This is a genomic window from Thiohalophilus sp. (genome assembly GCF_046483665.1).
Classification (GTDB): Bacteria; Pseudomonadota; Gammaproteobacteria; order UBA6429; family Thiohalophilaceae; genus Thiohalophilus.
Genome location: NZ_JAWOCR010000021.1, coordinates 118,049 through 141,230, shown reverse-complemented (window position 1 = coordinate 141,230; position 23,182 = coordinate 118,049). Strand labels below are relative to the sequence as shown.

24 protein-coding genes and 4 tRNA genes are annotated in these 23,182 nt (G+C 56.3%); 14 read left to right on the top strand and 14 right to left on the bottom strand.

The window, feature by feature from the left end; translation table 11 throughout:
* Window positions 1–120: 120 nt before the first annotated feature.
* The 6 genes from clpX to R6U90_RS05870 all read right to left on the bottom strand — a co-directional run bounded on the left by clpX (window position 121) and on the right by R6U90_RS05870 (window position 5,899).
* Window positions 121–1,404: an ATP-dependent Clp protease ATP-binding subunit ClpX gene (gene clpX / locus R6U90_RS05895; protein WP_410351742.1), complete on the bottom strand. Its 1,284-nt coding sequence runs from the start codon at window positions 1,402–1,404 to the stop codon at window positions 121–123.
* A gap of 134 nt (window positions 1,405–1,538) precedes the next feature.
* Window positions 1,539–2,174, bottom strand: coding sequence for an ATP-dependent Clp endopeptidase proteolytic subunit ClpP (gene clpP, locus R6U90_RS05890; RefSeq protein ID WP_410351741.1), 636 nt, complete (start codon window positions 2,172–2,174; stop codon window positions 1,539–1,541).
* A gap of 29 nt (window positions 2,175–2,203) precedes the next feature.
* On the bottom strand, window positions 2,204–3,517 hold the full coding sequence (tig, locus tag R6U90_RS05885) for a trigger factor (RefSeq protein WP_410351740.1): 1,314 nt from the start codon (window positions 3,515–3,517) through the stop codon (window positions 2,204–2,206).
* Window positions 3,518–3,574: 57 nt separating this feature from the next.
* A tRNA-Leu gene (locus R6U90_RS05880) sits at window positions 3,575–3,659 on the bottom strand.
* Window positions 3,660–3,742: 83 nt separating this feature from the next.
* A tRNA-Lys gene (locus R6U90_RS05875) sits at window positions 3,743–3,818 on the bottom strand.
* A gap of 374 nt (window positions 3,819–4,192) precedes the next feature.
* The gene (locus tag R6U90_RS05870) at window positions 4,193–5,899 is read right to left on the bottom strand and encodes a potassium/proton antiporter (protein ID WP_410351739.1); all 1,707 of its coding nucleotides are present in this window, start codon (window positions 5,897–5,899) and stop codon (window positions 4,193–4,195) included.
* Between the two features lie 189 nt (window positions 5,900–6,088).
* Between R6U90_RS05870 and hypF the strand changes: the two genes are divergently transcribed.
* The 8 genes from hypF to hypD all read left to right on the top strand — a co-directional run bounded on the left by hypF (window position 6,089) and on the right by hypD (window position 12,957).
* Complete coding sequence (hypF, locus tag R6U90_RS05865) at window positions 6,089–8,344, top strand: carbamoyltransferase HypF (RefSeq protein ID WP_410351738.1); 2,256 nt, start codon at window positions 6,089–6,091, stop codon at window positions 8,342–8,344.
* Window positions 8,345–8,449: 105 nt separating this feature from the next.
* On the top strand, window positions 8,450–9,469 hold the full coding sequence (hypE, locus tag R6U90_RS05860; RefSeq protein WP_410351737.1) for a hydrogenase expression/formation protein HypE: 1,020 nt from the start codon (window positions 8,450–8,452) through the stop codon (window positions 9,467–9,469).
* Window positions 9,470–9,626: 157 nt separating this feature from the next.
* A complete protein-coding gene (locus R6U90_RS05855) occupies window positions 9,627–9,896 on the top strand; it encodes a c-type cytochrome (RefSeq protein WP_410351736.1) in 270 nt (89 codons plus the stop codon).
* Between the two features lie 144 nt (window positions 9,897–10,040).
* Window positions 10,041–10,274, top strand: coding sequence for a HupE/UreJ family protein (locus R6U90_RS05850; protein ID WP_410351735.1), 234 nt, complete (start codon window positions 10,041–10,043; stop codon window positions 10,272–10,274).
* Between the two features lie 3 nt (window positions 10,275–10,277).
* Window positions 10,278–10,520 carry a HypC/HybG/HupF family hydrogenase formation chaperone gene (locus R6U90_RS05845; protein ID WP_410351734.1) on the top strand — a complete coding sequence of 81 codons (243 nt, stop codon included), beginning with the start codon at window positions 10,278–10,280 and terminating at the stop codon, window positions 10,518–10,520.
* Entirely contained in the window at window positions 10,513–10,887 is a 375-nt protein-coding gene (locus tag R6U90_RS05840; protein ID WP_410351733.1) for a hydrogenase maturation nickel metallochaperone HypA, read from the top strand. Before R6U90_RS05845 ends, R6U90_RS05840 begins: the two co-directional genes overlap by 8 nt.
* A 129-nt stretch (window positions 10,888–11,016) precedes the next feature.
* Window positions 11,017–11,847 carry a hydrogenase nickel incorporation protein HypB gene (hypB, locus tag R6U90_RS05835; protein ID WP_410351732.1) on the top strand — a complete coding sequence of 277 codons (831 nt, stop codon included), beginning with the start codon at window positions 11,017–11,019 and terminating at the stop codon, window positions 11,845–11,847.
* 15 nt (window positions 11,848–11,862) lie between these two features.
* On the top strand, window positions 11,863–12,957 hold the full coding sequence (gene hypD / locus R6U90_RS05830) for a hydrogenase formation protein HypD (protein ID WP_410351731.1): 1,095 nt from the start codon (window positions 11,863–11,865) through the stop codon (window positions 12,955–12,957).
* A 37-nt stretch (window positions 12,958–12,994) separates the two neighbouring features.
* On the opposite strand, the gene R6U90_RS05825 is transcribed toward hypD, so the two are convergent.
* Window positions 12,995–13,366, bottom strand: coding sequence for an STAS/SEC14 domain-containing protein (locus R6U90_RS05825; RefSeq protein ID WP_410351730.1), 372 nt, complete (start codon window positions 13,364–13,366; stop codon window positions 12,995–12,997).
* Between the two features lie 156 nt (window positions 13,367–13,522).
* Between R6U90_RS05825 and R6U90_RS05820 the strand changes: the two genes are divergently transcribed.
* Both R6U90_RS05820 and R6U90_RS05815 read left to right on the top strand, forming a co-directional pair.
* On the top strand, window positions 13,523–13,711 hold the full coding sequence (locus R6U90_RS05820; protein ID WP_410351729.1) for a cbb3-type cytochrome oxidase subunit 3: 189 nt from the start codon (window positions 13,523–13,525) through the stop codon (window positions 13,709–13,711).
* Entirely contained in the window at window positions 13,695–14,264 is a 570-nt protein-coding gene (locus R6U90_RS05815; protein WP_410351728.1) for an HdeD family acid-resistance protein, read from the top strand. The genes R6U90_RS05820 and R6U90_RS05815 overlap by 17 nt, the downstream gene beginning before the upstream one ends.
* Before the next feature lie 73 nt (window positions 14,265–14,337).
* On the opposite strand, the gene R6U90_RS05810 is transcribed toward R6U90_RS05815, so the two are convergent.
* Both R6U90_RS05810 and R6U90_RS05805 read right to left on the bottom strand, forming a co-directional pair.
* Window positions 14,338–14,413, bottom strand: a tRNA-His gene (locus tag R6U90_RS05810).
* A 385-nt stretch (window positions 14,414–14,798) separates the two neighbouring features.
* Window positions 14,799–14,875 (bottom strand) — tRNA-Pro (locus R6U90_RS05805).
* Between the two features lie 144 nt (window positions 14,876–15,019).
* Between R6U90_RS05805 and folD the strand changes: the two genes are divergently transcribed.
* Entirely contained in the window at window positions 15,020–15,877 is an 858-nt protein-coding gene (gene folD, locus R6U90_RS05800) for a bifunctional methylenetetrahydrofolate dehydrogenase/methenyltetrahydrofolate cyclohydrolase FolD (protein WP_410351727.1), read from the top strand.
* A gap of 60 nt (window positions 15,878–15,937) precedes the next feature.
* Here folD and R6U90_RS05795 read toward each other — a convergent pair whose 3' ends face one another.
* Together R6U90_RS05795 and cysS are read right to left on the bottom strand one after the other, a co-directional pair.
* Window positions 15,938–16,570, bottom strand: coding sequence for a hypothetical protein (locus R6U90_RS05795; protein WP_410351726.1), 633 nt, complete (start codon window positions 16,568–16,570; stop codon window positions 15,938–15,940).
* Between the two features lie 54 nt (window positions 16,571–16,624).
* Window positions 16,625–18,010, bottom strand: a complete 1,386-nt coding sequence (gene cysS, locus R6U90_RS05790) for a cysteine--tRNA ligase (protein WP_410351725.1) — start codon at window positions 18,008–18,010, stop codon at window positions 16,625–16,627.
* Window positions 18,011–18,175: 165 nt separating this feature from the next.
* On the opposite strand from cysS, the gene R6U90_RS05785 reads away from it, so the two are divergent.
* The 3 genes from R6U90_RS05785 to R6U90_RS05775 are packed head-to-tail and all read left to right on the top strand — an operon-like array spanning window position 18,176 to window position 20,007.
* The gene (locus tag R6U90_RS05785; RefSeq protein ID WP_410351724.1) at window positions 18,176–18,775 is read left to right on the top strand and encodes a peptidylprolyl isomerase; all 600 of its coding nucleotides are present in this window, start codon (window positions 18,176–18,178) and stop codon (window positions 18,773–18,775) included.
* Between the two features lie 12 nt (window positions 18,776–18,787).
* Window positions 18,788–19,279: a peptidylprolyl isomerase gene (locus tag R6U90_RS05780; RefSeq protein ID WP_410351723.1), complete on the top strand. Its 492-nt coding sequence runs from the start codon at window positions 18,788–18,790 to the stop codon at window positions 19,277–19,279.
* Between the two features lie 8 nt (window positions 19,280–19,287).
* Window positions 19,288–20,007: a UDP-2,3-diacylglucosamine diphosphatase gene (locus R6U90_RS05775; protein WP_410351722.1), complete on the top strand. Its 720-nt coding sequence runs from the start codon at window positions 19,288–19,290 to the stop codon at window positions 20,005–20,007.
* A 128-nt stretch (window positions 20,008–20,135) separates the two neighbouring features.
* Here R6U90_RS05775 and R6U90_RS05770 read toward each other — a convergent pair whose 3' ends face one another.
* The 3 genes from R6U90_RS05770 to R6U90_RS05760 form a co-directional block, all read right to left on the bottom strand.
* Window positions 20,136–20,894 (bottom strand): hypothetical protein, encoded by a 759-nt coding sequence (locus R6U90_RS05770; protein WP_410351721.1) that lies wholly within the window; start codon window positions 20,892–20,894, stop codon window positions 20,136–20,138.
* Entirely contained in the window at window positions 20,891–21,730 is an 840-nt protein-coding gene (locus R6U90_RS05765) for a ferritin-like domain-containing protein (protein ID WP_410351720.1), read from the bottom strand. The genes R6U90_RS05770 and R6U90_RS05765 overlap by 4 nt, the downstream gene beginning before the upstream one ends.
* Window positions 21,731–21,820: 90 nt before the next feature.
* Entirely contained in the window at window positions 21,821–23,065 is a 1,245-nt protein-coding gene (locus R6U90_RS05760; protein WP_410351719.1) for a glycerate kinase, read from the bottom strand.
* Window positions 23,066–23,182 lie beyond the last annotated feature (117 nt).

The following is a 23,182-nucleotide window of genomic DNA, read 5'->3' as shown; positions in this document are numbered from 1 at the left end:
TGAGGTCCCGCGGGACCATTACAGGCTAATCTGGGGTTCTGTACTCAGGAATTCAACAGCTGCCGGTCATTTTTGCCTGACCATAATAATTAAGGGGTATCGAAATACCCCTTAATCCTTTCAGTCTTCGGCAGAGGCCGCTCTGGAGGAATCCGAGCTTTCATAAATGAACAGGGGCTCGCCTTCTTGGCGAATCACAGAATCATCGATGACCACTTTGTTCAGATCCTCCAGCGAGGGCAGGTCATACATGGTATCCAGCAGCACGCCTTCAAGAATGGAGCGCAAACCGCGCGCGCCGGTCTTGCGTTCCATGGCCTTGTGGGCCACGGCCTTGAGGGCGGATTCGCGGAATTCCAGATCGGCCCCTTCCAGTTCGAACATCTTCTGATATTGCTTGGTCAGCGCGTTCTTGGGCTGGGTGAGGATTTCCACCAGCGCCTCCTCGTCCAGCTCGTTAAGCGTGGCGATCACCGGCAGACGACCGACGAACTCGGGAATCAGGCCGTAACGGGTCAGATCCTCGGGCTCGACGTCGCTGACCACTTCGCTGGCGCTTTTCTTTTCCTGCTTGGTCTTGACCTCGGCGCCGAAGCCAATACCGCCGCGCTCGGAGCGATCGCGGATGATCTTGTCCAGACCGGAAAAGGCACCGCCGCAGATAAACAGAATATTGCCCGTATCCACCTGCAAAAATTCCTGCTGTGGGTGCTTGCGCCCGCCCTGAGGCGGCACGGAAGCCACGGTCCCTTCGATCAACTTCAGCAGGGCCTGCTGGACCCCCTCGCCGGAAACATCCCGGGTAATAGAGGGATTGTCAGACTTGCGGGAGATCTTGTCGATTTCATCGATATAAACAATCCCGGTCTGGGCCTTCTCAACGTCATAGTCACACTTTTGCAGCAACTTCTGGATGATGTTTTCCACATCCTCGCCGACATAACCGGCCTCGGTGAGAGTGGTCGCATCGGCAATGGTGAATGGCACATTCAATAGCCGCGCCAGTGTCTCGGCCAGCAAGGTCTTGCCACAGCCGGTCGGCCCGATAAGCAAAATGTTGCTCTTGGCCAGTTCCACATCGTCTTTTTTCTGAGCCGATTCCAGACGCTTGTAATGATTGTACACCGCCACGGCCAGCACCCGCTTCGCGCGTTCCTGGCCGATGACGTATTCGTCGAGCTTGTCACGGATTTCGTGCGGGGTGGGCAGCTTGCTGCCGGTCACCGAACCGCTTTGTTCCTGGACTTCCTCGCGAATGATGTCATTGCACAACTCAACACACTCATCACAAACAAACACGGAGGGACCCGCGATAAGCTTGCGTACTTCGTGCTGGCTCTTGCCGCAGAAAGAACAGTACAACAGCTTGCCGTTATCACCGGAATTGGTTGTGTCGTCACTCATGTCCCTACCTCAAAATGTGTGCTGACTGTATTCATACCATGCGTCGATTTGACGTATTTTTCAAGTAGCGAATGCACGGTTAAATGCCCTATTGCATACAGGCGTTTAGCTCCCCGCCTCGGGATAAAATCCCTTTATGCGTCCTTACCACTGTCCCGGTTGATCATAACCTCATCAATCAACCCATACTCGACGGACTGTGACGCGCTCATGAAGAAATCCCGGTCGGTATCCTTCTGAATCTGTTCCAGTGGCTGACCGGTATGCTCGGCCAGAATCCGGTTCAGACGCTCGCGCACATCCAGGATTTCCTTGGCGTGAATCTCAAAATCCGACGCCTGGCCCTGAAAGCCGCCGAGCGGCTGATGAATCATGGTGCGCGAATGTGGCAGGCCAAAACGTTTGTCTTTCGCCCCACCGGCCAGCAGCACCGCGCCCATACTGGCCGCCTGCCCGATACACATCGTACTCACATCGGGCTTGATAAACTGCATGGTGTCGTAAATTGACAACCCTGCTGTAACCGAACCGCCAGGCGAGTTGATATAAAGGTGGATATCCTTGTCCGGATTTTCGGACTCGAGGAACAACAGCTGGGCCACAATCAGGTTGGCCATATGATCCTCGACCTGCCCCACCACAAAGATCACCCGCTCCTTGAGCAGACGTGAATAGATGTCATAAGAGCGTTCGCCGCGCGAGGTCTGCTCAACCACCATGGGAACCAGCTGGGCCACGGTATCGGTGTGCTTGCTATGATTATCGGTCACGACTACCTATCCTTTAAGCTGCTAGCTTGTTATTTCGCATTTTCGGACGTCATTATTTCATCAAATGAGACTGGTTTCTCAACCACTTTGGCCTGATCGACCACCCAGTCGACAACCTGATCCTCGAAGACCAGCGATTCGATTTCGCTCAGACGCTGGCGATCGGACTGGTACCATTTGACCACTTCTTCGGGGTGTTCGTAAGGGGCGGCGATCTCCTGGATGCGCGCCTTGACCTGCTCCGGTTCCACCTTGAGGTCATTGGCCTTGACGATCTCCGACATAATCAGCCCCAGTGTCACGCGCTTTTCGGCCTGCTCACGGAACATTTCCGGGTTAAGACCTGATAGGTCCTGCTGTTGCATCCCCTGGCTGGCAAGGTTCTGCAGCATCTGCTGTAACAGAGTCCGTTCCTCGTTTTCCACTAATGATCTGGGCACATCAATCGGGTTGGCGGCCAGCAGGGTCTCGATCACCGCTTCCTTGAGCTTCCCGCGCAAACGCTCATCCAGCTCACGTTGCATGTTCGCACGGACCTCATCGCGCATCTCGCTCAGGTCGCCGCTTTCCACGCCCAGTTGCCTGGCAAACTCGGCATCGACTTCGGGCAGGACGGCTTCCTCGACACTTTTTATATGGGCTTCAAATACCGCGGGTTTGCCGGCCAGGCTCTCAACGTGGTAATCCTCTGGAAAAGTCACGTTCAGGGTCCGGTCTTCACCGGCTTTGGCTCCCATCAGACCGTCTTCAAAGCCCGGAATCATGCGACCGGCGCCCAGTTCGACCTGCATCCCTTCACCGCTGCCGCCTTCAAAGGTCTCGCCGTCGACCATGCCCTTGAAGTCGATAGTGACGCGATCGCCCTGTTTGGCTTCACGCTCTACCGGTTGCCAGCTGATGTTCTGCTTGCGGATGGTTTCGATCATCTTGTCGACATCACCCTCGCCAATCTCGGTCACCGGTTTTTCGACGGTCTGCTCGGCCATGGGGGCCAGCTCGAGGTCGGGGTAAATTTCAAAAGTGGCGGTATAGGCCAGCCCCTGACCCGGCTCGTTTTTCAAATCGTCAAAATTCGGATTCCCGGCCGGCTGCAGCTTTTCCTGGCTGACGGCCTCGTAAAAGGTGGATTGCACGACTTCGCCAATCACTTCATCACGCACCTGCTTGCCGTAATGCTGTTTGACCACCTTGAACGGCACCTTGCCCTTGCGAAAGCCCTTGAGCTTGACGGTATGGGTCATATTCTTGAGCCGATCGTCGACTGCCGAGGCGATTCGCTCCTCGTCAACGTTCACTGTCATCCGGCGTTCCAGACCCCCGGTGGCTTCTACAGAGACTTGCATGTGTTTGACCTCGTCGTTTAGTTCTTTAAATTCATATAGTTAAAGCTCTTCAACAGCTGGTGCGGAAGGTGGGACTCGAACCCACACGCCTTGCGGCACAGGTACCTAAAACCTGCGTGTATACCAATTTCACCACTTCCGCGAATACTCATCAGGAGGGATTATACAGAAGACTATGTATAGAGGTGTAATCCGTGCGCGTAGCGGGGACAATCGGCAGGTAACTGGTGGGCCGTGAAGGACTCGAACCTTCGACCAAGAGATTAAGAGTCTCCTGCTCTACCAACTGAGCTAACGGCCCCAAGCGCTGAATTGAACCACAATCGTTAGATGTTTTTCAAGTCATACTCGCCTGCGTTTGACCGGGGGTTCTTAATCAAAACGGAAAACAGCATGAATCATAAAGCGTTGCGGGAAGATTTCGAACATCAGGCGGATATTGGCGATCGGGGCATCGGGCCGAGACAGAGACCGGCTTTGAACAGGCGACACTGGCATGACGGCGGTCAGCGTGACCTGCGGGATCCGCTTGAGTATAAATATAAATCGCACATAAATTTTGAAACAGTAGTTCAGATATACAAAGAGGTGTTGTAGCCAGCCTGACATTCATGGCAGAGAATCACTCTTTTATCTATCCCGGCAAATAACGAACAGGCGATCAATTACACATCATCAGGCAATCTTCAGACCCACTTTAACAATCCTGCCCTGTTCGATCTCCAGTACAACCAATTCAACCGTGTCCAGTCGCGCCCGATCACCGACAACCGGCTTATTACGAAACTGTTGTGCCACGTACTCCCCGACAGTCATTGTGTCACATCGCTCGGGCACCGAGACACCATAAACTGTCGACAGATCGCAGAGTTTGGCCGCAGGATCGAGAATAAAATCACCAAAGAATTGATGATCCGCCGCGTACTCCAGTGTGGTAAACAGCCGGTTGATCTGATCGACTTCATCACTGGCGGCAAGAATATGGACATAGTCCCCTTCTGCAAATCGATCGATATCTTTAGCATCATAAGAAATCCCATCGCGTATAACCGAAGTCAGACGCGCCGTCCCTGGCAAAATAAAGTAATCCGGTGAACGATCACGCAACGGGCTATTGTGCCCAAGATGGTAAACCAGAATCTCACATTCAGGATGCCCGGGTATCAAGGTATCGATCTGCATAACAGGCTCCGGTCCCGGTGGAATCTCGAGACGTAACCAGCGAGCTACAGGAGCCACGGTCCAGCCCTGTAATAATAATGAGACCAGCACGACAAAAAAAGCCACGTTGAAATAGAGTTCGGCTTGCTCCATTCCCGCCAGTAACGGAAACAGGGCCAGAATAATTGGCACCGCACCCCGCAACCCGACCCAGGCAATATAACTCATCTCGCGCCAGGCAAAGCGAAACGGTAACAGGCATAGCAGCACCGCCAGCGGTCGCGCGATAAAAATCAGCACCAGTGCAATCAAAAGGGCGTGCCAGGCGACTGGATAGAGCTCGGAAGGCGTGACCAGTAATCCCAGGATCAGGAACATACCGATCTGGCTTAACCAGGCCAGCCCGTCATGAACACGCAAAATATTCTGTCCGGCATGTAGCTTGCGATTGCCCAGAACCACACCAACCAGATAGATAGCCAGAAAACCACTGCCGCCCAGACTGTTACTCAGAGCGAATACCAGCAAGCCACCACTGGTCACCAGCAGAGGATACAGACCATTGGCCAGCGTCAAATGGTTTATCATAAACCCCAGAAGGCGCGCCCCCAATACCCCCGCCAGGGCGCCAATCCCCATCTGCATGCAAAACGAGAGCAAGACATCCCAGCTCATCAGCGACTGCTGGGTCTGGATCAGTTCAATCAGGACAATTGTGAGAAAGATGGCCATCGGGTCATTACTACCCGACTCGATCTCCAGTGTGGCCCCCACCCGGCGCTCGATATTCATTCCCCTGGCATGCAACAGAGAAAAGACCGCTGCCGCGTCAGTGGAACCGATAATGGCACCCAGCAGCATGCCCTGCATCCAGTGCAACTCAAAAATCCAGGCTGCCGCCAGCCCCACCAGACCACTGGTAATCAAAACCCCGACGGTTGCCAGACTCAATGCCGGGCGCAACCCAACCCGAAAACTTTCAAATTTGGTGTGCAGTCCACCGTTTAAAAGAATGATCCCCAGCGCTGTCGAACCGATCAGATAGGCGGTACCGACATCATCAAATACCAGATTTCCCGGCCCTTCTTCACCGCCGAGCATACCCACAATTAAAAAGATTAACAGCAGGGGAGCGCCGACCCGTGCCGAGATTGAACTGACTACAATACTCCCGAATAACAGCAACGCGGCGATCAATAACAGATTATTCAGCAGATCCATTTATTCCGTTAACTCCATATAATCATGCTTGTTGATACGCGCCAGAAAAATCGCGCTTTACTACGCCGTCAGAATATTTATCATGACAGAGGGTCAACCCTGTTTCTTCCTTGACACCCTGAGCCTGAAATTTGTTGCATTATATCGTTTATCGCCACGGGTGACGAGACGACACTTTATTCTATGAATATGCCACAAAGACGAGAGCTGATTATCAGTGGCCGTGTTCAGGGCGTCGGATTCCGACCGTTCGTTTTCCGGCTCGCACAACAACTGCACCTCAGCGGCTGGGTCAGAAACAGCCAGGGTCAGGTACAGCTACAGCTCCAGGGAGATGTTCAACATATCGAAATGTTTATTTCACAGCTACAGGTCCATCCCCCACCTGCCTCACGGCCTGTGGTCAGCAAAAACGAAAGCCTGAACATTGTTCGCGAAGAGAAGGGTTTTCTCATCCTTCCGTCGCAGTCTGCTCTCGGCGCCGACATCCATATTCCGCCTGACTACTTTCTCTGTTCCGATTGCCTGCGTGAACTCAACGATCCCGATGACCGTCGCTATGCTTACCCGTTCATCAACTGCACCGCGTGTGGCCCTCGTTATACGCTTGTCAGGCACCTACCTTATGATCGCGCCAATACAAGCATGTCGGGATTCACCCTGTGTCCCACCTGTCAGGCAGACTATACTGATCCTCTGAATCGGCGATTTCACGCCGAACCGCTGGCCTGTCCCGATTGTGGTCCCCAGCTCCAGTTTGAAACAGCCGGTACGAACCGGCAAATTGCCGGTGAGGCGGCTCTGCAAGCGTCCGTCGATTCACTTCAACAGGGCGCTATCATCATCGTAAAAGGTATCGGTGGTTATCACCTTTGCTGTGACGCCACCAATACGAAGGCAATCGACTATCTTCGGGGGCGAAAGAAGCGACCTGACAAACCGCTCGCCGTAATGTTTCCTTCCGAAGGCAAGGATGAACTCGACAGAATTCGTCATGAGCTGCAAGTGGACGCGGTCTCCGCCGAGGCCTTGTGTTCAGTGACCCGACCCATTGTGCTGTTGTCGCGCCACGGTAACAGCCAGCTACCCGAAAATCTGGCTCCGGGCATGAATGAGCTGGGCGTCATGTTGCCTTACAGTCCTCTGCACCATCTTCTTCTGGCCCGGTTTGGCAAACCCATCGTGGCCACTTCGGCCAATCTTTCCGGGGAACCGGTACTGACCGACGCGGATGAGGTCAGACAACGCCTCGCACATCTGACCCCTGTGCGCCTGCACCATAATCGTCCCATCGTACGACCGGCGGATGACCCGGTGATACGCATCATCGATCGCCAACCTCGCCCCCTGCGCCTGGGACGTGGCAATGCGCCGCTGGAACTGGCTTTGCCGCAGCCATTATCCCGGCCGATGCTCGCCTGTGGCGGTCATATGAAAAACAGCGTGGCACTTGCATGGGATCAGCGGATTGTCATCTCCCCGCATATCGGCGATCTCGATGCGCCGCGCAGCCAGCAGATTTATGCCCGGACCATTGCCGACTTGCAACAACTCTATGCCGTAGAAGCCGCTGCACTGGTCTGTGACAAGCATCCCGACTATTTCAGTTCACGCTGGGCCAAACAACAGAACCAGCCGCTGGAAACGGTAGCCCATCATCACGCCCATGCCGCCATTGTCGCCGGCGAATATCCCCACGAGCCACGCTGGCTGGTGTTCACCTGGGACGGTGTCGGACTGGGAGCGGACGGTACACTGTGGGGTGGTGAAGCCCTGCTGGGCCAGCCCGGCCAATGGCAGCGCCTGGCCAGCTGGCGGCCGTTTTATTTACCCGGCGGCGAACGCACCGCGCGTGAACCCTGGCGCACGGCCCTGGCATTGTGCTGGCAGACCCAATACGACTGGTCTGATGCCCCCGAGAATACCGCTCTGTTACACCAGGCCTGGCACAAAAGACTCAACGCACCGCAAACCACGGCAGTCGGTCGCCTGTTCGATGCCGCATCCGCCCTCACCGGCCTTTGCCGTAACGCCAGCTTTGAAGGCCAGGGACCGATGTGGCTGGAACAGCAGGCGTTCAACGGCACGCATAAAGGCATCGATCTGCCCCTGATGAAACAGTCAGGGCTGTTACGCAGTGACTGGGCACCGTTGTTGCCGTTATTGCTGGATGAAACATTGTCGATTGCCGATCGGGCTGCGGCCTTTCATCACAGCCTGGCCCGGGCCCTGCTCGCTCAGGCTGTCGAATTGCATCGGCAACATGGCGATTTTGCCGTCGGGCTATCCGGCGGCGTCTTTCAAAACCGTTTACTCAGTCAACAGGTCATGCAACAGTGCCGCCAGGCCGGCTTTCGCGTCTATCTGCCGCAACAGGTCCCGATCAACGACGCCGGACTATGTTACGGTCAGATTATCGAAGCCCAGGCCCGGCTCAAGAGCTAAAATCATTCTGAGTCTTGAATGCTGAATTTGAATTAAATCTCTGTATCCAGATTTAACTCAATATTCGACATTATGTTTTCGTCTCTGCGGTAAAAAATCAACCCCATGAACAACCTGACTGACTCGCACATCTCACTCGCCCACGGTAATGGGGGCCGCCTTATGCGCGAATTGATTGCAGGATTGATTGCCGATTGTCTCGGCGATCGGCTGGGAGATATCGAAAACGATGCGGCCAGTATCGCGCTGAACACAGATGGAGCCGAGTTACTGATCACTACCGACGGCTTTACGGTCAAGCCGCTGGAATTCCCGGGCGGCGATATCGGTTCGTTGGCGGTGCATGGCACGGTCAACGATCTGGCGGTCAGCGGTGCAATTCCCCATTACCTGACGTTGAACCTGTTTATCGAAGAAGGACTCGAGGTGGCATTACTTCAGCGTCTGCTCAACAGCCTGGCGGGCGCGGCCCGTGAAGCTGGTGTGCGTATTGCCTGCGGCGATACCAAGGTGGTGCCTCGCGGCGAAGGCAGCGGGGTCTATTTTGCTACCACCGGTGTCGGCCTGCGAAGACGTTCGTTACAACTGGGGATGTTCCATATCCAGCCACAAGACACGATCATCGTCAGCGGCCCGGTTGGCGACCACGGGATTGCCGTCATGCTGGCCAGAGAACAGTTCGGCCTGCGCGGCGATGTCCGTTCCGACGCCGCCAGCGTTCTGCCGCTGGCACAGGCCGCCACCGAACTGGAAGGGCTGCGCTATATGCGCGATCCCACCCGCGGCGGGCTGGCAACAGTCCTGCATGAGATTCAGCGCGCCACCGGTCTGGGTGTGCGGATCCAGGAGACCGGGATTCCGGTACGCCAGCCGGTCCGGTCAGTTTGCGACATACTCGGCTACGATCCCTGTTACCTGGCATGTGAAGGCCGGATTGTCGCCGTTGTTGCAAGTGCTCAGGCCGGGGCCCTGCTGGAACGTTGGCAACAGCTTACCGGGGGCGAGGAGGCCGCCATTATTGGTCATCTGAATTGCGAGGATCCCGGCGTAGTCCTGGAGACCGAACTGGGCGGCGAACGGGTACTGGAAGAACTGGAGAACGATCCTCTGCCCCGGATATGCTAAATGACCGCGGCAGGCTCCGATCCTGCAGGGGCGGTAAAGGGAGGTTGACTGGTGCGCGTGACAAATTCCGTCTATTTGCTATTAATAAACAGGGACCGGGATTCTGCGCGGCCCCCACAGACACCGGCATAACCTGTCACTAACCCGGGAGTTCACTATGTCTGATCACATAACACCTTCGACTCGCTTGAGCATTCTGTGCAGTATCGGCATCATGTTCAGTACTCCAGCCGTTAGCGCGGCCGAAGGTAAGCACCTGTTCCAGCAACATTGTAGTCGCTGCCACCAAACCCCGGCTAAACTCACAACCCCGCCCGATCAACTCCCTGAACTTTTACGCTCGGACACGATACGGCCCCACCGTTTTGAACTGGACGATGAGGCCCTGCGCCACATCGTCGCCTATATCAACCAGGAACGCTCCTGAATAAACATTTCGCCCGTGGCCCGAGAAATCCTGTACACCATTCGCAACCGGGTTCCCTGTATTGCCTGAGCCGGGCATGTGACCGATACTGAGGAAGATGAGCTGGTCAATGTCAAAGTCGTCTGACAAGAAGGAGAGATAACCATGTCACGCCTGTTTCCTGCCATTTTGTTATCCAGCGGCGGACTGTTATTCAGCAGCTCCGGTGTGGCTCACCCTGCAGCCGGGCACAGCATGCCCTTTGGCGAGGGCATTTTGCACCTGCTCAGCCAGCCGGATCATCTGCTGATGATCCTGGGTTCGGGCCTGTTCGCGGTGTACATGTTAAAAGGCCTCGTTATGCGCCGGGCAAAAGCACGCAAACGCCGGGATCAGTAACCCATGTGCCTGGGCATTCCGATGCAGATTGTGGAAATCAACGGTTTCAACGCCCGTTGCGAAGCCAAAGGCGTGGAACGGGATATCAGCCTGTTCATGTTGCAGGACGAGGCAGTCCAGACCGGCGATTATGTGATGGTTCACGTGGGCTATGCCATCCAGAAAATCTGCGAACAGGATGCCCGCTCGAGCTGGGAACTGTTTGATGAGATCCTGGCCGCCGAATCGGCCCTCTCCAATGCATGAACTGTCGATCTGTCAGAGCATGCTGAAACAGATCGAAACCGTGGCGATGGAAAACCGGGCCACCGCGGTGCACTGTATCAAAGTACAGATTGGTCCTTTGTCCGGTGTCGAGCCGCAATTACTGCAGCAGGCCTTTCCCCTGGCCGTCGCCGGCAGCATCGCCGAAAACGCGGTGCTGGAAATTGAGCTGCTACCCATTCGCCTCGAATGCCGGCATTGCGGCGCCGAATCGAACGCCGTCTCGGCCAGCAAACTGGTGTGCGGACAATGCGGTCACTGGCAGACCCGTTTATTAAGCGGCGACGAAATGTTACTGGCCAGCCTTGAACTGGACCGCTCGACGGCTGAACAGGCGGCAAAGGGTTAATAAACAAATGCAAACCACCAAGACACGAAGACACCAAGATAAATAAAATCGCATCATATACATTTATAAATTTTCGTGTCTTGGTGTCTTCGTGGTTGGGCTTTTTTAATCTATTCGGAGGAAGGCGGTATGTGTGATACCTGCGGCTGCAATATTACTTCCGGTAACCGGCACCTGCTGCAACCGACCGGCATGCTGGAAAAAACCGCCGACGGCAAGTCAGCGGTGATGGTACTGCAAAGTCTGCTGTCGGAAAACGATCATCAGGCACTACACAACCGTCAGCACTTTGATCAACACAGCGTACTGGCCATCAACCTGATGTCCTCCCCCGGCTCGGGCAAGACCGCCCTGCTCGAGGCAACCATCGATGCCCTGGCCGATCGTTATCGCATCGCCGTCATCGAAGGTGATCTGGAAACCGAAAATGATGCCGAACGCATCCGCGCCAGAGGTATCACGGCGATCCAGATCGCCACCGGCAGCGCCTGCCACCTGGATGCCCACATGGTGCATGATGCTCTGCACCAGCTGAACCTGGCCGATTACGATCTACTCTTTATCGAGAACGTTGGCAACCTGGTCTGCCCCGCCAGTTTCGATCTCGGCCATCACCACAACATTACCCTGCTCTCGGTGACCGAAGGCGACGACAAGCCGGCCAAATACCCGGTCATGTTCCGCGCCGCCGATCTCATGCTGCTGACCAAAATCGACCTGCTCGCGGTACTGGATGACTTTGAACCACTCAAAGCCGAGCAGTGCCTGCGGCAACTGGCCAACCCCGCTCCCATGCTGTCGCTGTCGGCCACCCGACAACAGGGCATGGATGCGTGGTTCGACTGGCTGGAAAACGCAATAGCTTCACATCAACAGCGACTTGCCCGGGGCGAAACAGTATTGCCTAAAATCCAGGCGAACAACGGCCGGTTGCACGCCGGCGAACCGGCCCAACCCTGAGATCGATAATCGCTGATGAGTCTGACCGCCAGACAATGGCTGCAGAAGATTCGGCAACTGTCGTTGCCGAAGAAGGTGCGCATCATGAACGTGTGTGGCGGGCACGAACGCTCGATTACCCAGGCCGGCCTGCGCACTGCCCTGCCCGATAACATCGAATTGATTCCCGGCCCCGGTTGTCCCGTCTGTGTCTGCCCCGAAGAAGATGTCTATGAAGCCATCCAGATTGCACTGAACGAGGATGTCATTCTGGTAGCCTTCGGCGATATGTTGCGGGTCCCGGTCAATGTCAGCAAAAGCGAGGCGCGCTCCCTGGAAGAGGCCCGGGCCATTGGCGCCGACATCCGCCCGGTAGCCTCGCCCGCCGAAGTGGTCCGGATCGCCAATGAGCATCCCGACAAAGAAGTTATCTTCTTTGCCGCCGGCTTTGAAACCACCACCGCCCCGGTGGCGGCCATGCTGGCCGAGGGCGCCCCGGACAACCTGTTGTTACTGCTCTCGGGTCGTCTTACCTGGCCGGCAGTTGCCATGCTACTGGCATCGGACGAACCCGGTTTCGATTGTCTGGTCGCCCCGGGGCATGTGGCCACGGTCATGGGTTCTGAGGAATGGCGCTTCGTCGTCGAACAGCACAACATTCCGGCGGCCGTGGCCGGTTTCAATAACGAGAGCCTGCTGGCCGCTATCTATTCGACACTGCGACAGCGACTGGAGGACAGGCCATTTCTGGATAATTGCTATCCCGAACTGGTCAGCAAAGCGGGTAACCCCCGCGCCAAACAGCATCTGTATAACGTCATGGAAGTCATCGACGCCAAGTGGCGTGGTATCGGAGTCATTCCTTCATCAGGTTTTGGTCTGAGGGAAGCCTGGCAGCCGCATGACGCCCGTCAAAAATACGCCAGCTATCAGGATGAGGCCCGTAAACGAGCCGGCAAGATGCCACCGGGGTGCGACTGCGCGCGGGTGGTACTGGGCAAGATCTACCCCACCGAATGTAAACTTTACGGTGCCGCCTGTACGCCGCGCCATCCCATCGGCCCCTGCATGGTCTCTGACGAAGGTGCCTGCCGCATCTGGTGGAGCCACGTTAGAAAACCTGCCGCCTGATCCCCTTGTTAACCGGTTCCGAAAAACATGGAGCCGCTCATGTTCCCGAACTCTCCAGCCAGGACATGGCCTGTTCGCGTTGAGCAAAAGGGAAATGTTGCACTTCGGCTTCAACAAAATGATCGGCCAGTTTCGGCAACAGGGAAAGAATATCGTCATCACTGACCACGGCCACCCGTTTTACCCGGGTCTGGTGATCTTCGACAAAACGGATATGAGAAACCAGGGCGGCAAAATCCTCCCAACCAGGAAAATCACTGGCCAGAATCATCATCCCGTTGATTTCTCCATGTTTTTCAATATACGGGTTAACCAGATAGGCCAATTCCTCGAAATCCGTTTGTTCCAGCTTCCCGCTCGGACTAACGATAACAACGCCCTTATCCCGTAATAATTCCGGATGTATCACATCGCCTCCATGAACTGGTATTTGTTAACTCCAGTTTGAAGTATCTGCTCTGATTAACATTGAAAAATCTCAACGCGCAGCCGGGGAATTCCTGCCAGACTTTAATCAGGAAATCCGGCTATATCCCCTTGAGAGTCAATTGAGGAAAAGCAAATTATGAGCTGGTCAGGCTATCTTTATCTATTTGGTATACCGCTTATATTTATCGGGATTATTGTCTATATCTATCGCCCCGGTGCAAAGCGACGATATCGTCAGGATGCGCAGATTCCCTTAAAAGAAAATGATAACCACAATCGTCATCGCAACGGTGACAAAGGAGAACAAAATGACCCTCGCAGATGAATTCAGGGAACATCATCTTTTCGTCAACAGTGCGGAAATACAGAAGCACCGCGGCTGGTTCATTTTCCTCGGTGGGGTAATGGTTTTACTGGGGATAGCCGCCCTGCTGTTTCCCTTTGCCGCCACTCTCGCCGGCGAACTGGCGCTTGGCGTGATATTACTGGTGGCCGGGATAATCGGTACGGTACACGCCTTGCAAGTCAGGCCCTGGAAAGGATTCTGGTTATCTTTGCTGACTGCCCTGTTGACCGTCATCATCGGAGGGCTGCTGGTGGCTTTTCCGATGCACGGCATTATGACTGTCACCCTGTTGATCACAGCCATGTTTCTGGTATCGGGCGTATTTCGTACGATCCTGGCGTTTCAGCTTAAACCGTATGATGCCTGGGGCTGGATTCTGGCCAGTGGCATCCTGGCACTGATTCTGGGTATTCTGGTTATTACGCAACTTCCGGAAGCTGCGTTCTGGCTGATCGGTATTCTGGTGGGAGTCGACTTTCTGTTCGCCGGCTGGGCAATGATTAGCCTGGTCCTGTCCGTACCCGGACGCTAAATTGACTGAACTATTTTTTTGTCACGTAATAAATAAAGGGCTGTCTCACTGAGACAGCCCTTTATTCATCAGATGGGGTGGCTGATGGGAATCGAACCCACGACAACAGGAGCCACAATCCTGCACTCTACCAACTGAGCTACAGCCACCATAGAACAAGTATCTAGATTCTAGTTACTAGCTGCTAGAACCTGGGTATTGGCGCGCCCGGCAGGACTCGAACCTGCTACCCTCGGCTTAGCTTACCCGCTACAGCTTTCGCTGCCGGATTCCATCCGTTTGTGGTCTGGACCATCTCTTCACCGTCTCAGGTGTCGCACGTATGGCCTCTACGGATCCCGGTGATTTTATCATAGCGCCCAGAGGGCGAACCACCGGTTTCCTCGGGATTGCCATCAGCCTGACCTGTTAAGGTTTCCCCGATACAGTGCGATCCACTTTGCAGGTTCCGGTTCCCTGCAAAGGCTCCTCGTTCGTCCCACAGGACGAGCTTAAAGGCCGATGCTCTATCCAAATGAGCTACGGGCGCTGAACTGGTCGGGGAAGAGGGATTCGAACCCCCGACATCCTGCTCCCAAAGCAGGCGCGCTACCAGACTGCGCTATTCCCCGAACAAGGGCGGCGATAATACGCATACTGCCGACGCAGGTCAATGAAATTGCTGCTATTTTCCGCCGTATGCTTGGCCTGACGAGACTATCATGCGATCATAACAGGGATTTCAATTCCAGAAACCCAAATTCGGACAGGTTTGCATGACAGCCCAGATTATCGATGGCAAGGCCCTCGCCGCCCAGCGGCGCCAGTTGGTGAAACAGCAGGTGGATGCCCGGCTGGAGGCCGAAAAGCGAGCCCCCGGACTGGCTGTCATCCTGGTCGGCAACGATCCGGCCTCGGAAGTGTATGTGCGCAACAAGCGCAAGGCGTGCGAAGAGGCCGGGATCAACTCCTATGCCTATGACCTGCCCATTGATACGGAACAGGATCGCCTGCTGACCCTGATCGACGAGCTCAACGCCAATCCGGTGGTGGACGGGATTCTGGTACAGATGCCCCTGCCCCCGCATATCAACCAGGAAACCGTCATCGAGCGCGTCAAGCCCGACAAGGATGTGGACGGCTTTCACCCCTACAATATCGGCCGCCTGGCGGTGCGCATGCCGGTGTTGCGCCCGTGCACCCCGCGCGGGGTAATCGCCATGCTGGAGAGCACCGGCCAGCCGGTCAAGGGCCAGGACACGCTGGTGGTCGGCGCTTCCAACCACGTCGGCCGCCCGATGGCGCTGGAGCTGTTACTGGCCGGCGCCACAGTCACGGTCTGCCACCGTTTTACCCGGGATCTGAAACAGAAGGTGCGCGAGGCGGAGATTGTGGTGGTGGCCGTCGGAAAACCGGGCGTCGTCGACGGCGACTGGGTTAAACCCGGCGCCACCGTGATCGATGTGGGGATCAACCGCACCGAGGCCGGCAAGCTGATCGGGGATGTCGATTTTGCCTCCGCCAGCCAGCACGCCGCCTGGATCAGCCCGGTGCCCGGCGGAGTCGGCCCCATGACCGTGGCCATGCTGCTGCAGAACACGGTCGACGCCTGTAACAACTTCCACGATCATTAAACCTTTGCGGCCTATCCCGCCGGACACCACTTGGCTATGTCCGGCCTGCCTCTGTGGGACTTACTGAGGCTGAAGATACTTGCCCGGCTTCTCGGGCAGGCCAGCGAAGCAGCGTTGATAAAGCGGGGTTTGCTGCAATTCGGGATCTTGCTCGGTACTGCCAAACACCGATCCCTGATCAACCAGTAATTCTACGCGCTCACCCTCGTGTGTGCCGCTACACCGCTCCACGTTCAACTCTCCCGAGGCATCGAAGCTGCGAAATGCGTGCAGACCGTTATTGTAAGCATGGAAACTCACCAGGGTCTGGGTCGGCGCGTTATGGTATTCGGGCAAATAGGCGGCGGTATAATCGCGTACGACGCGCCCCTCATCATCGCGAATAAATACTTCGATCACATGCAGGTCGCCGGATTCGATTTCCCATTGCACCCGGCTGATCAGCTCGCCGTCGTGAAAATAACTTTCCTGACGATAAAATTCCGGCAGGTGGGCATAGCCACCCGTCGTGGTCTGGCGTTCAACGTCCTGCTCGTCAATTAATTGCCGATGCAGCGCCAGAGTCTGATCGGCAAAGCGGTTCCAGGTCGCAACATGTGTCTGATCTTCCTGGAGAGCCTCCTGGCTGAAAACCGGATTGCCCGATAACAAAAATGGCCCCACGAACAACAATACCAGCGTTCGGATCTTCACATTGACCTCCTTACGACGGATTCAGACAGTTGATCGCTACGGGACGATGGAAACTTACACCCGTCGCCAGGTGGTGCCCCCGGGGCCGTCCTCGAGTATCACGCCCTGGTCGTGCAGTTCATCGCGGATCCGGTCACTCTCTGCAAAGTCCTTGTTGGCACGCGCCTCGGTGCGCTGACGAATCAGCGCCTCGATGACGTCGCTGTCCGGCGCGTCGCCGCCCCCCTCGCCCTGCAAAAACGCCTGTGGCGACTGTTGCAACAAACCGAGCAGGCCGCCGAGATATTTAAGCGTGGCGGCCGCCTGTTGCGCCAACCCCGGATCCGCCTGCCGGTTGATCTCGTGGGCCAGTTCAAACAACACCGACTGGGCTTCGGGGGTATTGAAATCATCGTCCATGGCGGTGCGAAAACGTTCGACATAATCCGCACTGAGCGGAGCCGCTTCGACCGCTTCATGCCCCCGCAAGGCGGTATACAGTGTGGTCAATGCCCCTTTGGCATTGTCCAGGTGCTGATCCGAGTAATTGAGCGGACTGCGATAGTGACTGGAGAGAATAAAATAGCGCAGCACTTCCGGTGCATACTGCTGCAGCACGTCGCGGATGGTGAAAAAGTTGCCCAGCGATTTGGACATTTTTTCTTCGTCCACCCGCACAAAGCCGTTGTGCATCCAGACATTGACAAAGGTCTCGCCGGTGGCGGCCTCGGACTGGGCGATTTCATTTTCATGATGGGGAAACTGCAGATCCAGCCCGCCACCGTGGATGTCGAAATGGTGGCCCAGACAATGGGTGGACATGGCCGAACACTCGATATGCCAGCCGGGGCGGCCCTTGCCCCAGAGTGAATCCCAGGCTGGCTCACCTTCCTTGGCGGCCTTCCACAGAACAAAATCGAGGGGATCCTGCTTGGCCTCGTCAACCGCAATGCGTTCGCCGGCACGCAGATCCTCGATATGTTTGCCGGACAGGCGTCCGTAGCCGTCAAACTGGCTGACGTCATAGTAGACATCGCCGTTATCGGCCGCATAGGCATAGCCCTTCTCCACCAGGGTGGCGATCATCTCGATGATCTGCTGCATATGCAGCGTCGCACGGGGTTCCTGGTTGGGTTGCCGCACGCCCAGGGCCCCGGCATCGCGGTTCATCTCCTCGATGTAGCGGTCGGTCAGGCTATCAATGGGCTCATGATTTTCGCTGGCGCGCTGGATAATCTTATCGTCGATATCGGTAATGTTGCGCACATAAGTGACGTGTTCGGCCCCGAACACCTCGCACAGATAGCGATAGACCACATCGAATACCACCAGTACCCGGGCATGGCCGATGTGACACATATCATAGACCGTCATTCCGCAGACATACATCCTGACATTGGCCGGATCGATGGGCTGGAAGGTTTCCTTGCGCCGGGTCAGATTATTATGGATTTGCAGCATTCGAGTCACTCGTCACAAATGCCGGCGCACCTTGCACCGACCAGCGCGTAGAGTACCGGAATTCCTTGGCCCAGACAAAATCCGCCGGCCGATTCAAGACTTTTACCCGCCGCACAAACCCATTATTATGCCCACTCTATGCCTCAACCTTATGGAATTGCTGTTATGCGAAATCTCCTGCTCTGGCTCAAACTGATCCTCCTGCTCGTCCCCGCTTCCGCCCTGGCCCAGGAATCCGCGCCGCGAGTCGAAATGCAAACGAGCATGGGCACGATTGTTCTGGAGCTGACGCCGGACAAAGCCCCCAGGACAGTTGACAATTTTCTGCGCTATGTCGAGGACGGCTTTTACGACAACACGCTGTTTCACCGCGTGATCGATGACTTTATGATCCAGGGGGGCGGTTTTACCCCCGGTTACGAGCGCAAGGAAACCCGGGCGCCGGTGGTCAATGAGGCCGACAACGGACTGCAAAACAAACCCGGCACCATCGCCATGGCCCGCACCATGGATCCCCATTCGGCCACGGCCCAGTTCTTTATCAATGTTGCTGACAACGAGTTTCTCAACCATAGCGGCAAAACTCCCCGCGAATACGGTTATGCCGTCTTCGGCAAGGTGGTCAAGGGCATGAATGTCGTGAACAAAATCAAGTCCGTCACTACCGGAGCCGGCGGCCCCTTTGCCCGGGATGTACCCAAAACCCCGGTCATTATCCAGAATGTCACCCTGCTCAATCCCGAGCAGCCCGCTTCATCCAACTAACCAGGAACCCTCATGGTCAAACTGCATACCAACAAAGGCACGATTGTGCTGGAACTCAACGCCGAAAAAGCGCCGAAAACAGTGGAGAACTTTCTTAACTATGCCAAAAGCGGCTTTTACGATGGTACGATTTTCCATCGTGTGATTGAAGACTTCATGGTCCAGGGTGGTGGCATGGAACCGGGCATGCGTGAGAAAAAAACCGACGCGCCGATTCAAAACGAAGCCAATAACGGATTGAAGAACGAGCGCGGCGCTATTGCCATGGCCCGCACCCCGGATCCCCATTCCGCCTCCTCCCAGTTCTTCATTAACGTTTCCAACAACGATTTTCTGAACTTTCGTTCCGAAACGGGTGAAGGCTGGGGCTATTGCGTATTCGGCAAGGTCGCCGAGGGCATGGATGTTGTGGATGCAATCCGCCAGGTCGACACGGGCTCCTTCGGCCCTCATCAGGATGTGCCCAAGGAAGACATCGTGATCGAACGGGTGGAAGTCGAATAATTCCGGGTATGACTACCCTCTTTATCTCCGATCTTCACCTTAGCGATGAGCGGCCCGATATCACCGGGCTGTTCATCGACTTTCTGCAACAACGGGCCAGCCACGCCGAGGCCCTCTATATACTCGGCGATCTGTTCGAAGTCTGGCTGGGCGATGACATGATCCTGCCGGACTACCGGGCGGCCATCGATGCCATGCACGCGCTCTCCCGAAAGGTCCCGCTGTATGTCATGTACGGTAACCGGGATTTTCTCATGCGCGAGGAATTCTGCCGTCAAAGTGGCGCCAGACTGCTGGCCGAGCCGACCGCTCTCGATCTCTACGGCACCCCGACGCTGTTGTTACACGGCGATATACTCTGCACCGACGATCAGCCCTACCAGGAATTTCGCCGCATGGTACGCGATCCCGCGTGGCAGGAAGCGTTACTGGCCAAATCTCCCGAAGAGCGCCTGGCATTGGCCAGACAATACCGTGAGACCAGCAAACTCGAGACCGGCAGCAAGGATGAAGCGATCATGGATGTCAATGCCCGGGCCGTGGAACAGCTGCTGCGCGAGCACAACGTATTGCAGATGATTCACGGCCACACTCACCGCCCGGCCATCCACGAATTTATCGTGGACGGACAGCCGGCACGCCGGATTGTGCTGGGTGACTGGTATGAACAGGGCAGCGTGCTGGTGTGTGATGCAAGCGGCTGTGCTCTGGAAGGGCTGCCGCTTTAAGAAGATTACCGGATCCGCTGCGCTTGATCCGGCCAATTTCCGGTACAGGGTGGTAGCGCTGTGCTTATACCACTCTGCGTATTATTCCATTACTGATTTGCGTTTATTCGCAGACTTTTTGAGAAACCTCAATGCCCGCCGCCGTTCACCTTGCCTCCGCGTATGTCCTGAACGGAAAAATGACGGTAATCCTCCGGTAATTCGAACAACGTCGGGTCCGGTTTGTAGCTTTCATCATAGTCAACCAGCGTCCGGCCGTCTCCATCAACACTCCATTCCTGGATCGGAAAACCGTGCTTGAGATGCCGGCCGGTGGCAAAGGTACTCATGGACATATCGCAGGCATTGTGCAGATCGGCAGGCATATTGTTGAACGTTACCTTGCTGTCATTGGCCAGAATGGTTTTAAAAGCCTGCATGGCGTCGACCACATCGGGCATCAGTCCCTTGACGGCCACCACATCATAACAGACCTCGCCATTGGCGAAGAACTGATAATGCACAGGCGTCATCCCCTGTATTTTCGGGGCCTCTTCCAGTGTTCCCAGGTTGCGTTCTTCCAGTTCCAGCGCCATGGGTGGTTCCAGATCAATCTCCTGATCCTTCAGTGACATTACGGTACGATCCTCGTCATTGACACTGTAGATGGTATCGGTATCCCGGTTAAACAGGATAAAACTGGTGGAGCCTTCACCGTCATCGAAGCGCATGAACTTGTTGGTGACAATCAATCGGGTTGGATAGGGTTTGACATATTGCTCGTGTTCCATGAAGTCAATCTTGACCGACGTCTTCTGCTTACCCGGGTCTGGTTCTGAAGTGTCACACCCCCCCAGCATCGTCAACGCTAACAGGCTCATCATTACGGCTTTGTACTGCAACATCATCCTACCCCTTCGATATAATCCAGTTCGGCTTCAGAAAAACCGGCTTGCAGGCGCGAGGCCCTGTCCAGCGGCCCCCGGCCGCCCGCCGGCATGTATTGATCAAATAATTTGCGGAATGTCGCTTCCGGCGCCAGTCCACGTTGTTCACACAAATAAGAAAACCAGCGCGAGCCGATGGCGACATGCCCGACTTCGTCGCGTTGGATAATCCGTAACAGATCCACGGCGTTATCATCGCCGCTTTGTTCCAGCTTGCGCATGATTCCCGGTGTCACATCCAGTCCCCGTGCTTCCAGCACGCGCGGCACCAGCGCCATGCGGACCAGCGGATCATGCGCCGTTTGCAGACACATCTCCCACAAGCCGTTGTGCGCCGGAAAATCGCCATAGTCATAGCCCAGGTGACGCAGATGATCGCGCAGCAGGCTGAAATGATACGCCTCCTCGCGCGCCACCTTGATCCAGTCCGTGTAATAGTCCCGTGGCAAATCACGGAAACGATACACCGCGTCCCAGGCCAGGTTAATGGCATTGAATTCGATATGACAAATCGAGTGGATCAGCGCCGCCCGACCCGCCTCACTGGCTGTACTGCGGGTCGGCAGATCCCGTGGGGCCACCAGCTCCGGCCGCCCGGGACGCCCCGGCTCGGACAGGCACACCGCTTCCCCACTCGACTCGCACGCCAATTCCCCCGCCTGCCAGGCCACCGACACCACCCGCGTCTGCTGCAGTTTGGTATCGGGATCACAGGCCCGCAGACAGGTTTCGGCCTCGTCAAAAACAGAGGGCCGAGGGACGAGGGACGAGTTACGAGGCGTATCCGGCTGGTTCATAGCGATATTGTAACAGCCTGCCTCGATCGGGAAAGAACACAGAAGGAAAACAAGTCAAAACCGACCCGAGTAAACTCGCCTCGTCCCTCGTCACTCGTCCCTCGGCCCTGTTTTGATAGCGATAACCAGATCCATGACATTGGTCCCGGTGGGTCCAGTGGAGATCAGGGCCCCGGCCTCGGCCAGAAAGGTGCCGCTGTCGGCCCGATCCAGCGCGCCGGTGGCACCGCCGGGATAATCGGAGGCCTGTCGCACGGTGGTGCCGTCGATAATCGCCCCGGCATCGTTACCGGGCCCGTCACTACCGTCGGTGGCACCGCACAGCACGCTGATACCCGGCTCTCCGGCCAGCGACGCCGCCAGACTCAGCGCCAGATGCTGGTTGCGCCCGCCCCGCCCCGGTTGCGGCGGTAATTCCAGAGTGGGTTCACCGCCCCGGATATAGACCCCCGCTCCTGCCGAGCGCAGGAACCCGGCCAGCTCTGAGGCCACCTCGGCGACCGGACCATAGTGGGGTGGCAGGATTGTCACCGGCAGATCCCGGGTCCGGGCGGCCTCGGTGACGGCCTCACAGGCATCCTGGTTACTGGCGACAATCTGCGGTTCCACAACCGGCAACGCCGCCCGGCCGGGGGGGCAATCGGCGCTGTGGGCCAGCAGGGTAGTTAACCAGTCGGGGAGATTCGATGGGAGAGGGTCCTGGTCCGGCGTCAGCAACCCCGAACCGATCACGGCCGGATCGTCGCCACGAACATCGGAAATCATCAGGTTCAATACCGGCCGCTCGCCCAGATAATTCAATAACCTGCCCCCCTTCAGACAGGACAGGACCTTGCGCACCCGGTTCATGCCGGCAATGTCGAGACCACTGCCCAGCAGCCAGGCATTGACCCGCTGCAGGTCCGCCAGACTCACCCCGGGCGGCAAGACCTCCAGCAGCGCCGAGGTCCCCCCCGAGATCAGGCTCAGCAAGGGCATGGCGGGCGGCAGTTGCGCCACAAAATCGAGCAATTGTTGACCCGCCTGCAGACTGCAATCATCAGGCAGCGGATGACCGGCTTCGAGGTATTGCCAGCGAGAGGACAGACCGGTCTCCCGATAACCGTGTTTGGTGATCAGCAACCCCTGCTCGATCCGTTGCCCGAGAACCGACTCCGCCCCCCGCGCCATGGCTACAGCTGCCTTGCCACAGGCCAGCACAGCCATCGGCATATCGGCCTGCCAATCCCGCTGACGCAGATAACCGCGGGTTACCGTCTCGCCGGCGACTGCCTTGAGACCCGCCTGATAGAGCGACAATAACAGTGACCGGGGTTCGATATCGGAATGTGGCATGGGCTGACACCATACCCGTTTTATTGCGGGGGTCAATAAATGAAGGTAATCCTGGCAATAAGGCAAAAGGGTGCTAGGCTGAAATTGTTGCCCACCTTGTCGCCGGTTAAGCGACAT